The following is a 10199-nucleotide window of genomic DNA, read 5'->3' as shown; positions in this document are numbered from 1 at the left end:
CTGCCCTGTGCATCAGTGCGGCAGCGCGTTGCGCAAGGCCTGATTGACCAGGTGCCGCTCCCAGGCGTTGATCTGGCGGGCCAGCTTGCGCAGCGGGTTTTCAAAGGAATCCACCGTGTCCTCAATGGCGCGGACCCGGGTTTCCGTGAGGCCGAACTTGCGGTCCACCCGGTCCAGCAGGATCGACATGCCGATGCCGACGGCAATCGCCGCGATCACCGGGCCGGCGGCGATGGTGGTGAGGGTGCCTACGGCGAGACCTGCCAGATAGCCTGCGCCTGCCGCGATGGCGAATTTGGTGACATCGGAGGCCACGGTGCCGATCAGCTGGGTGAGGCGCGGATCATTGTCCGCAAACACATGCTCGACCACCCGCAGCGCGGTGAAGGCGACAATGGCGATGCCGGTCATCTTGGCGGCACCTTTGGCCAGATCCTTGCCGCTGAGCACCAGTTTGGCGACCTTGGGGTTGCTGGCCAGATAGCGGGTGCCCTGCAGGGTGGCGCGCTGGCCGGGGTAGCCCTTGATGATGATGTAGTCCTTGCCGTTCACATGTTTGATGTAGGCGCGGCCCGTCAGCCCGAGGCGGCGCACGATGCTGACAGCGCCGGCGCTGTCGATGCCCGCGGTGGCGGCGCTGACCAGATCGACGCCGGTGGCCTGGGCCAGTTCGTCGTTGATCTCGGCCACATAAAGCAGGGTTTCCTCGATGGTGATCTTACGGCTGTCAGTGGTGACGGTGCAGCGGCCGGTGGCCAGGGTTTCTGCCATGGATACTCTCTCAACAAATGGGTTTGCGGTTCAAATTCAGGATAAGGTGTATTTAAAGCCGTCCGGGGTGGCGGTGACGCTGACGCGGGCGATTTCCTGGCCGGAGCTGAGCGCCTGCAGCAGTTTGCGGCTGAGGTCGGGCAGGATTGAATTGGTGATGATGTTGTCGATCATCCGCCCGCCGCTGTCCGGGTCGTTGCATTGGGCGGTAATATGGTCGAGCACGTCCTGGCCATAGGCCAGATCTGTGCCATGGGCGCCTTTGAGCCGCTCGGCCACGGCGGCGAGTTTCAGGCGGGTGATGCCGCCCAGCACCCCGCGGCTGAGCGGGAAATAGGGGATGGTGACGATCCGGCCCAAGAGGGCAGGGGGGAAGACCTGGAGCAGGCTGGGTTTCAGAGCGAGGTCCAGCTGTTCGGGATCGGGCTGGCAGTCCGCGTTCCCGGCCATATCCATAATCACGTCCGTGCCCACGTTGGAGGTCAGCAGGATCAGGGTGTTCTTGAAGTTGATCAGGCGGCCGTTGCCGTCCTCCATCACGCCCTTGTCGAAGACCTGGAAGAACAGCTCATGCACGTCGGGGTGGGCTTTTTCGATCTCGTCCAAGAGCACTACGGAATAGGGTTTGCGGCGCACCGCTTCGGTCAGGCGGCCGCCCTCGCCGTAGCCGACATAGCCGGGAGGCGCCCCCTTCAGAAGTGAGACGGTATGAGCCTCCTGAAACTCGCTCATATTGATGGTGATGACGTTCTGCTCGCCGCCATAGAGCTGTTCGGCCAGCGCCAGAGCGGTTTCGGTCTTGCCGGTGCCGGAGGGGCCGCAGAGCATGAAGACGCCGATCGGCTTGTTGGGGTTGGCAAGGCCTGCGCGGCTGATTTCGATCCGTTTGGCGATGGTGCGCAGCCCGTGGTCCTGGCCGATCACCCGTTCGCGCAGGGTGTCCGACAAGGTCAGCACCGCCTGCAGCTCATCCTGCACCATGCGGCCGGCTGGGATGCCGGTCCAGTCGGAGATCACGGAGGCCACCGCCTGCGCGTCCACATGGGCATAGACCATGCGGTCATCGGGGCTGGCGGCGTCCAGTTCGGCCATATGGGCGTGCATTTCACTGCGCAGCGCCTCGGGGGAGGTTTCCTTGCCGCTGTCCGGGTCCGCGGTTTGCAGTGTGGTGCGCAGGGCAAGCACCTGGTCGACGATTTCTTTTTCGCGGGCGTAGCCGGACTGCAGCTCTTCCAGAGTGCTGGTCAGAGCAGTGATCTCTGTGCGGATGTCCTCCTCGCGCTCCACATCCGTTTCGCCGAGGTCGCGGGCGGCAGTTTTGCCTGCGAGTTCTGCTTCCAGCGCGCTGATGCGGGCCTTGGTGTCCATGATGCGGGCGGGAACGGCGGATTGGCTGATGGCGACGCGGGCGCAGGCGGTGTCCAAAAGCGAGACCGCCTTGTCCGGCATTTGCCGCGCCGGGATATAGCGGTGCGACAGGGTGACGGCGCTGACGATGGCCTCGTCCGAGATCCGCACGTTGTGGTGTTTTTGCATCGGCTCCAGAATGCCGCGCAGCATGTCGCAGCAGACCTCTACCGAGGGTTCATCCACGTTGACCGGCTGGAAGCGGCGGGTCAGCGCCGGGTCTTTTTCGATGTGCTGGCGGTACTCGCTCCAGGTGGTGGCCGCGATGGTGCGCAGGGTGCCGCGCGCGAGCGCTGGTTTCAGAAGGTTGGCGGCGTCGCCGGTGCCCGCCTGGCCGCCTGCGCCGATCAGTGTGTGGGCCTCGTCGATGAACAGGATGATCGGCTCGGGGCTGGATTGCACCTCGTCGATCACCGATTTCAGGCGCTGTTCAAACTCGCCCTTGATCGAGGCGCCGGCCTGCATCGACTGGATGTCGAGTTCGTAGAGGCGGGTGCCTTGCAGCTTGGGCGGCACGTCGTTTGCGGCCAGAAGCTGGGCAAAGCCCTCCACCACTGCGGTTTTACCCACCCCGGCCTCGCCGGTCAGGATCGGGTTGTTCTGGCGGCGGCGCAGCAGCACGTCGGTCAGCTGGCGGATTTCCTCGTCGCGGCCCTTGACCGGGTCCATCTGCGCGGCGGCGGCGGTCATGTCCTTGGCAAAGCGGTCCAGCGCGGTGCTGCCGCCCTTGGCTGGGCTGCCGCTGGCGGTATCCTCATCGGCAGAGAGATTGGCGCCATCCATCGGGCGCATGCTCTCTTCTTCGCTGCCGGCCCAAAGCGTGCGGCTGTCCTGGCCAAGCTGTTCGGCGGAAATGCTTTCGAACACCGGCGAATAGCGCAGCAGCTGGCGGCGCAGGGCGGGGTCGTTCAAAAGCGCAGTCAGCACATGGCCGGTGCGGATCTGCGCCTCGCCGAAGAACAGGGTGGCATAGGTCCAGGCGTGGTTCAGGGCGTCCGACAGGTGATCGCTGATGCCGGGGGTTTCGGTCACGTTCTTGTCGAGCCGGTCCATGGCGGCCGACAGGTCCTTGAGCAGGCGGCCACGGTCGACGCCCAGCTGGCGCAGGGTGACGGAGATGTCGGCGTTCTGGTTCGAGACGGAATGGAACAGCCAATGGCTGAGGTCGACATAGCGGTTACGGGCGCTGCGGGCCTGGCGCATGCCCTGCAGGAAAGCGTCATAGCCTGCGCGGTTCATCTTGCCCGCATATTTTTCAATGGTGATTTCAGTCATTTCGGTTGCCTCAAATACAGGCGGCTGCGGGTTATGCGGCCTGGCTTTCAAATGCGGTTTCTGAACGGGGTGCCGGGAACAGCGGGTAGCGGCTGACCAGCAGGTGGCCGCCCTGCCGCGGGATGCCTGCGGCGGCGGCTTCTTCTGCGGGGCCGACGCAGGCCAGCCAGCCGACTTGGGTGGTCTCGCCCAGCACCGCGGTGCGAATGTCCGGTTCCGGCATCCACAGCGCGGTTTCCACATCGACCGACTGGCCGAGATACCAGAAGACAATGCCGCGCAGGCTGGCGTGATCCGGGCCGCCAGGCAGGAAGCGCTGGTAGGAGGCCGGTCCGCTGACGGTCACATGGATGCGGATCTTGGCGCTGAGGGATTGCACATGGCCGCCGAGGAAGGCGTTTTCACCCAGGGTGCAGCCCTGTTCGCCCAATAGGCACAGCGCATCGGGTTCCAGGTCAAGCCAGCAGGGCACGTGTTCCTCGATGCGGAAGGCGGCGCGGTCTGCAAAATGCAGTTCCAGCATCTGGCGCAGCCGTACCGGGCTTTTGACCCGGCCCGCGGCCAGCGGCGCCAGTTGCAGCTTGGCCATGTCGCTGAGGCCCGTGGTGCCGCGCAGGGCCGGGGTGCCGCAGCCAAGCAGCGACAGGACATAGGCCTGGAACCGGTCGCCGCCCTGGTGGTCGAACTGGGTGATCGCCTTGGCATCCGACCAGGCCCGGAAGAACAGCTCCTGAAAGCGGGCGGTGAAGATGTCGCAGAAGGCGACAAAGCTTTCATCACCGGCGGCAAACCAGGATTCTACCTCTTCGGTCCAGTTGAGGGGCAGCGCGCCGAAGGCGCCGAATAGCCCCATGAACTGGGCGCGCAGGCGCGGTGTGCTGCTGGTCAAGTCCACCCGTGCCAGATCGCGCGACGGAAAGGCCAGTGCGGGATCCTGCCCCAGATGCACAATGGCATCGCGCAGGCGGCTGTTCTTGCCGATACGGGGCTTGCCGCTGGTGCCGGCGCGGCGCTCCAGCTCGCGCAGCAGGGCAAAAAGGCCGGCGCCTGAGGCTGCCTGCTGCTGCTGTTCCCGCCGGGTGAGTGTTTCGGCGGCCTGGGAAACGGGCTGGATTTCGTTCATAGCAGCGCTCCGGTTCCCGAGCAGGGGGCAAAGCGGGCAATCTCGCCGCGCTGCTGGCTGACGATCACGGTCTGGGTGAAGCTGTTGACGGCGGTGTATTCCGCGAAGAAACGGTCCAGCACCGCGCCGAGCGGCACGATGCCGGTGCTTTCGAATTCGGTTTCGTCGAAGGTGACGCGCACTTCTATGCCGCGGGCGGTGTAATAGCCGTCCGGCGCCGTGACCGTGCGGGTGACCGGGGTGCAGTCGAGCCGCCGGATGCCGCTGATCTGGGCTTCGCTGACAGTGTCCGACAGGTCTGCAAACAGGGACAGCATCTCCCGCAGCGCTGCCGCGGAGCCGTCGCCATCGGGGCTTTGCAGACCGTGGGTGCCAAGCGACAGGTAGGAAATCAGCCGCCAGTAGGTGTCGCCCGCCCCGGCCCGGTGGCTGGCTGCGGCTTCCCTGTCGGCGAGGCTGTCGAGCGGAGCTGTGGGTCCGGCCAGGCAGGCAAGCGACACCGACAGGTCGTCGCTCAGCTGGAAGGCATCGGTGCTGCCTGCGATCGGCAGGTACTCGGTCAGATGCCGGTTGGAGCAGAGCAGTTTGACCTGCAGCCGGTTCAGGGTGTCGTGGCCTTCGGGCTGGTAAAGGCTGATGAAGGTCTCTGTGCCGCGGTAGCTGTTGCGCGGTGCGCCGTTGCGCTGTTCGCTCAGCGTCTGGCGGCGCGGCTTGCGGCGGGTGGTGTAATAGAGCGTCTGGCGCGGGTCCTTGCCTTCGGGGGGCAGCGCGTAAAGCGGATGCACCTCAGTCTTGCCCTTGCGGTCGCTGTAGTGGGCCCAGGCCCGGCTGACGTGATGCACCTCGTAGTGGGTGACCGGGCTGGAATTCGGCACCACCGCGTACTCGTGCCGTTTGCGGTCGAGATGCAGCTGGCTGGACATTTCTTCGAAGAGGTTGACCGCAGGGGCGGCGTTCACGGCCAGATGATGCGGCTCCATTGCGGTTGCAAGCCGTTGGCGGGCGCTGCTGAATTCAAAAATGATCTGCAGTTTGCTGCCGCGCACATGGGGCAGCACATCCTGCAGGCCGCTGAGGCGCAGGCCAAGGAATTTCCGCGGGAAAACAAATGCAATTGCAGAAGACCTGTTCATAGAGCGCCGCGGCCTGGTCCATCGGGGCGGTGAAATGCAGCGTTAGGCTGTCCATTGCCAGATTGCGGAAGCTGCCATCGCCGGCGTCTTCGCTGCCCTGCCGGGTGAGTTCCGCAACCAGCCCGGCCTTGGTTCCGCTGGCGATTTCCTGGCCTAGCGCGCCGATAGGTCCGGCGCTGGCGTGATAGGCGGCCTGGGTGACAGCGACCGGCCAGACAGAGAGCGGTGCTGCCAGGGCAAACCGGCAGGAGACCCGCTGCTGGGCATCAAGGAAGCGCGCGTCCATGTAGCTGCCGGGCTGGAAATGCAGGCCGTTTTCGATGTCCGGGCTGTCCACGGGGACATGGGCCTGGGCCAGCATGACGCTGGGGGTCGGGGCGAGCGCATCGGGAAAGATCTGCTCCAGCAGTTCGCGGGTGAAGGTCTGGTATTCCTCGTCCATCCGGACCTGGACGCGGGCAGACAGGAAGGCGCTGCCTTCCAGAAGGCCCGCCACCGCAGGATCGAGGTTTTCCTCCAAAAGCCCGCCCAGCCGGTCGGCTAGGCCGGGATATTCGGCGGCAAACTCGGCTGCGCGTTCCTTGAGCAGCCCGAGTTCCTGGTTGTAGGCGTCGCGCAGGGCCCGTTTCATGCAGTCATCCGCAGCTTGGAGAGAGTCATCTTGCCTGCGCCGAGGTCAACTTCGGCATCGAAGTCGAGCGGCACGTCGACGGGATCGCCCATCAGTTCGGCTGACACCACCACAGCCAGGTGGTGCTTTCGGCCGTCACCATCGCGGATCTGAACATCCAGGCTGGCGGGGATGAGCCGGGGTTCGAACCGCAGCAGCGACCGGCGCAGGGTCTCGACCACGGCGGGGGTGTTCAGCTCGCGCGCGCCCAGGTTGCTGAGATCGCGGAACCCGTAGTTCACGATGGAACCGGCCACATGCGGCACGTCATCCAGCGGAACAGCGGATTCCAGGTGGGTCGTGTTCAACAGCGCTGCCAGATCAGCTTCGAGGTGGGCGCGCAGCTCATTTTCGGATACGCCGAAGCGGCGCTGCTTGCGGGCTTTGGTCAGCTGCGCGGTGCCTTCGCCGGCCTTGCCGCGGGCATCATGTTCCTGGTGTGCGGCGCGGAACACCTGCAACAGCGAGGTCTTGGCCTTTCTGCCGGTTTGCCAGGGGCGCCGGGCGGCTTCGGAATTGTCGGCGTCACCCCGCGGCATGGCTGCACCTGAAATCTGGAAACGTTGCAAGACGCTGGCGGCCGCAAGGGGAGGCACGCCGCCAGCGGAATCCCCGGGCAGGGTTTTGCCCGGGGACCTATTAAAGAGGACCGGTCTGGTCCGGGCTTACTTGGCCCACTCGCGGTTTTCCGCGATTTCCCAGCCTGCCTGGCTTTCCGGGCCTGCGGCGCCGGTTTGCTCCTGGAAGGTGTAGGTCACTTGGAAGCGGCGGAAGTTCAGGGTCAGGGTTTCCTGGACCCGGTCCAGGCCGTCCTTGCTGCCGCCGGTCTGGTAGTTGCTGATCAGGACATCCTCGAAGTCAATCTTGAGGTAATCCACCGGCGCGGTGCCGCCGGATTTGCGCACCACCAGCTGGCCGGACTTGATGTGCTCTCCCGAGCAGCAGCGCTTGATCAGGTCGTGGGTCGCCTTGTCGACGTATTTGGTGACCTGGATGTCCTGGACGTCGACCTTGCCGCCGCCGCCGCCGCCGCCCATGTGGGTGGTGCCGGACTGGGACATCGACCAGCCCCAGGACAGGATGTCGATCCAATCCTTGTGTTTATCGTCCTGGCATTCGCCAACGATGCCGTTATCAAGTTTCAAAAAACAATCAATCGCCATGAATAACTCCTTGAGGCGTTAAACATCGCTTCCAAATTACGGAAACGAATTATTTCCCAGAGGGCAGTTTGGAGACCAGGCTCATGCCGATATCCATGCCTTCCAGCTGGAAATGGGGTTTGAGGAAGAACTTGCCCTGGTAGTAGCCCGGGTTCAGCTCGTCCTCGACAACTTCAACCTTGGCGCCAGCCAGCGGCTTCTTGGCCTTTTCCATCTCGCTGGCGCTTTCGGGGTTGCCGGCCACGTATTTGTTCACCCAGGCCTGCAGGTCGCGCTGCAGCTGGGAGACATCGGGGCTCTGGCCGATTTTGTCGCGCACCATCGCCTTGAGGTAATGGCTGAAGCGCGACACCGCGAAGATATAGGGAATGCGCGACGACATGTTGTCGGAGGCGGTGGCCTGGTCGTCCACATAGGTTTTCGGCCGGTACAGGCTCTGGGCGCCGATGAAGACGGCCTTGTCGGTATGCTGGCGGTGGATCAGCCCGATCAGGCCAGCCTTGCTCAGCTCGCCTTCGCGGCGGTCGGTGATCGACACTTCGGTCGGGCACTTCAGGTCCTTGGCGCCGTCGCCGGTGTCGAACACATGGGTCGGCAGGTTGGCCACTTCGCCGCCGGAGGTGACGCCGCGGATGCGGACGGTCCAGCCGTGCTCCTTGAAGGCGCGGTTGATGTTCGCCGCCATCGCGTGGGCGGAGTTCATCCAAGCGTACTGATTGCCAGCGTGGCCGTCGGTTTCCTCTTCGAAGTTGAATTCCTCAACCACCGAATTGGAGTTCTGGCTGTAGGGTTCGCGCGACAGCACGCGGGGCAGGGTCAGGGCGACAAAGCGCGAGTTTTCGCTGTCGCGCAGGCTGTTCCACTGGGCGTATTCCGGGGTCTCGAAGATTTCCGACAGATCCGGCGGCACTGCGATTTCGTTCCATTCGTCCAGCCCCAGGAGGTTGGGGGAGGCGCCGGAGATGAAGGGCGCCAGCGAGGCTTCGGAGATCTTGCCGATCGAGTTCAGCAGGTTCACATCGGCCGAGGAATGATCGAAGTGATAGTCGCCGATCAGGCAGCCGAAGGGTTTGCCGCCAAGGGTGCCGAGGTTCTGCTCGTAGACGATGTTGAACAGCGGGGACTTGTCCCACTTGGCGCCCGGAAAGCGGCGCATCATCGCCTGCAGCTCCTTCTTGGAGACGTTCAGCACCTTCACCCGCAGCGAGGCGTCGGTTTCGGCGTTGTTCAGGGTGTAGGCCAGGCCGCGCCAGCTGGCTTCGAACTGCTGGAATTCCTCGTTGTGGAGGATGGCGTTCATCTGGTCGGACAGTTTCCTGTCCAGTTTCGCCAGCATCGCGTCGACCGTGTCGATCACGTCATCCGCCACGACCGACTGGTCGTCCAGCGCTTCGCGCACCAGCGCGACAACTGCGTTGTCGACCTCGCGGGCGGCGATGTCGCTGCGCGGCTTGATGGTCTGTTTCAGGATGTCGGAAAATTCCGACAGCTCATCCAGTTCCGCAGGAGCTTCGCCTGCCAGTACCTGTGCTTCGTTATCCATGGTAATCACCGTTCCCGTCTATCGCCCAAGCGGCGTTCAGGCGTCGTCGCCGGTTTCGTCTTGTGCTGCGCGTTCTGCCAGCGCTGCCATCAGCTCAGGATCCTCGAGCAGCTTCCTGAGGTGGTCCTGCGCCTTGGGCTTGGAGGCCATGTAACGCTGCAGGTTGGCCAGCTGTTCGCGGGCCTCCAGCAGCTTCTTCAGCGCAGGCACCTGGCGGGCGATGGCCGCCGGTTCCAGGTCGCCCATGTTTTCGAACTTGAGCTCGATGCCGATCTTGTCCTTGCCGTCGCCGCCCAGCCGGTTTTCTGCCATAAAGGTCATGCCCGGCTGGATCGATGCCATGTAGTCATCCATGGTGTCCTTGGTGACATCGGCAAAGGTGCGCTCCTCGACGGCGTCCTTCTCGACACCCGGATTGTTGCCCGACAGATCCGACATCACCCCCATGACAAAGGGCAGTTCAATCATCTGCTCGCTGTCGAACGGGTCTTCATACTGGATCTGCACGCGCGGAGGGCGGTTGCGTTTGATAAAGCTGGAACCTGAGTCTGAGGCCATGAGTGCTACTCCCGTTTCGTGCTGATCGAAGGGTCCGCGTTTTCAGATGAGGCTGGAATGCCAATAATCGGGTGGATCCTTCGAACGGATCAAATGTCTATTTTGCTACTTCAAGATGTTTTTGTTTGCGGTATAAGTTCTTCAATCAGTGATTGAAAGTCTTTGTCCAAGTAACTTTGTGCCCGCTGCAGCAGGACCGGCACCGGGCTGGACCGTTCCTTGCGGCGGAAAAACTCCTCGACAGAGCGGATTGCCTGGGCCGCCTGGGCCGCGGTAGAGATTTTTGTTTCCGGGCCGGGATCCTGGGGCAGCTCCGGTACGGCGCCGGCGCCCTCCGGCAGCGCGTTGCTGAGTTCCTCGAGCCGCCCGGCCCCCAGCAGAAAACCGCTCGGCGCGCCGAAATCAACAACGGCGGTGTCCGCCTGGGCCGGCAGCAAAGCGCGCAGGGCCTCCACCAGCGGCTTTCCGATCAGAAGGCGTGCTTGCGTTACCAGCAGCAGTGCCGCGGAAGAGGGTTCGGCCTTGCGGTAGTAAAGTTCGCAGGCCTCAAGTATGC

Annotated in this window: 7 protein-coding genes and 2 pseudogenes; all 9 read right to left on the bottom strand. The window is 63.8% G+C overall.

The features are described 5' to 3' along the window. Nucleotides 1-12: 12 nt before the first annotated feature. Nucleotides 13-771 carry a hypothetical protein gene (locus A9D60_RS23125; RefSeq protein ID WP_065269765.1) on the bottom strand — a complete coding sequence of 253 codons (759 nt, stop codon included), beginning with the start codon at nt 769-771 and terminating at the stop codon, nt 13-15. Nucleotides 772-807: 36 nt separating this feature from the next. Further along, complete coding sequence (gene tssH, locus A9D60_RS23120; protein WP_065269766.1) at nt 808-3453, bottom strand: type VI secretion system ATPase TssH; 2646 nt, start codon at nt 3451-3453, stop codon at nt 808-810. Between the two features lie 31 nt (nt 3454-3484). After that, nucleotides 3485-4576 (bottom strand): type VI secretion system baseplate subunit TssG, encoded by a 1092-nt coding sequence (gene tssG, locus A9D60_RS23115; RefSeq protein WP_065269764.1) that lies wholly within the window; start codon nt 4574-4576, stop codon nt 3485-3487. Then, nucleotides 4573-6340, bottom strand: a pseudogene (locus A9D60_RS23110) (type VI secretion system baseplate subunit TssF). The gene tssG and the pseudogene A9D60_RS23110 overlap by 4 nt, the downstream one beginning before the upstream one ends. Continuing rightward, nucleotides 6337-6918: a type VI secretion system baseplate subunit TssE gene (gene tssE / locus A9D60_RS23105; RefSeq protein ID WP_065269763.1), complete on the bottom strand. Its 582-nt coding sequence runs from the start codon at nt 6916-6918 to the stop codon at nt 6337-6339. The pseudogene A9D60_RS23110 and the gene tssE overlap by 4 nt, the downstream one beginning before the upstream one ends. A gap of 126 nt (nt 6919-7044) precedes the next feature. Beyond that, a complete protein-coding gene (locus A9D60_RS23100) occupies nt 7045-7542 on the bottom strand; it encodes an Hcp family type VI secretion system effector (RefSeq protein WP_039186972.1) in 498 nt (165 codons plus the stop codon). A gap of 49 nt (nt 7543-7591) precedes the next feature. Continuing rightward, the gene (gene tssC / locus A9D60_RS23095; protein ID WP_065269762.1) at nt 7592-9085 is read right to left on the bottom strand and encodes a type VI secretion system contractile sheath large subunit; all 1494 of its coding nucleotides are present in this window, start codon (nt 9083-9085) and stop codon (nt 7592-7594) included. A gap of 36 nt (nt 9086-9121) precedes the next feature. Next, nucleotides 9122-9643 (bottom strand): type VI secretion system contractile sheath small subunit, encoded by a 522-nt coding sequence (tssB, locus tag A9D60_RS23090; RefSeq protein ID WP_065269761.1) that lies wholly within the window; start codon nt 9641-9643, stop codon nt 9122-9124. Nucleotides 9644-9753: 110 nt separating this feature from the next. Then, nucleotides 9754-10199: pseudogene (locus A9D60_RS23085) on the bottom strand (ImpA family type VI secretion system protein); the annotation flags it as partial.

Origin of the sequence: Leisingera sp. JC1 (assembly GCF_001679925.1) — a bacterium.
Lineage (GTDB): Bacteria > Pseudomonadota > Alphaproteobacteria > Rhodobacterales > Rhodobacteraceae > Leisingera.
The sequence above is the reverse complement of the archived record's forward strand: the minus strand, read 5'-3'. Positions and strand labels throughout refer to the sequence as shown.

Coding starts and splice junctions, on each gene's coding strand:
- A9D60_RS23125 (WP_065269765.1), bottom strand. CDS start 771: ATGGCAGAAACCCTGGCCACCGGCCGCTGCACCGTCACCACTGACAGC.
- tssH (WP_065269766.1), bottom strand. CDS start 3,453: ATGACTGAAATCACCATTGAAAAATATGCGGGCAAGATGAACCGCGCA.
- tssG (WP_065269764.1), bottom strand. CDS start 4,576: ATGAACGAAATCCAGCCCGTTTCCCAGGCCGCCGAAACACTCACCCGG.
- tssE (WP_065269763.1), bottom strand. CDS start 6,918: ATGCCGCGGGGTGACGCCGACAATTCCGAAGCCGCCCGGCGCCCCTGG.
- A9D60_RS23100 (WP_039186972.1), bottom strand. CDS start 7,542: ATGGCGATTGATTGTTTTTTGAAACTTGATAACGGCATCGTTGGCGAA.
- tssC (WP_065269762.1), bottom strand. CDS start 9,085: ATGGATAACGAAGCACAGGTACTGGCAGGCGAAGCTCCTGCGGAACTG.
- tssB (WP_065269761.1), bottom strand. CDS start 9,643: ATGGCCTCAGACTCAGGTTCCAGCTTTATCAAACGCAACCGCCCTCCG.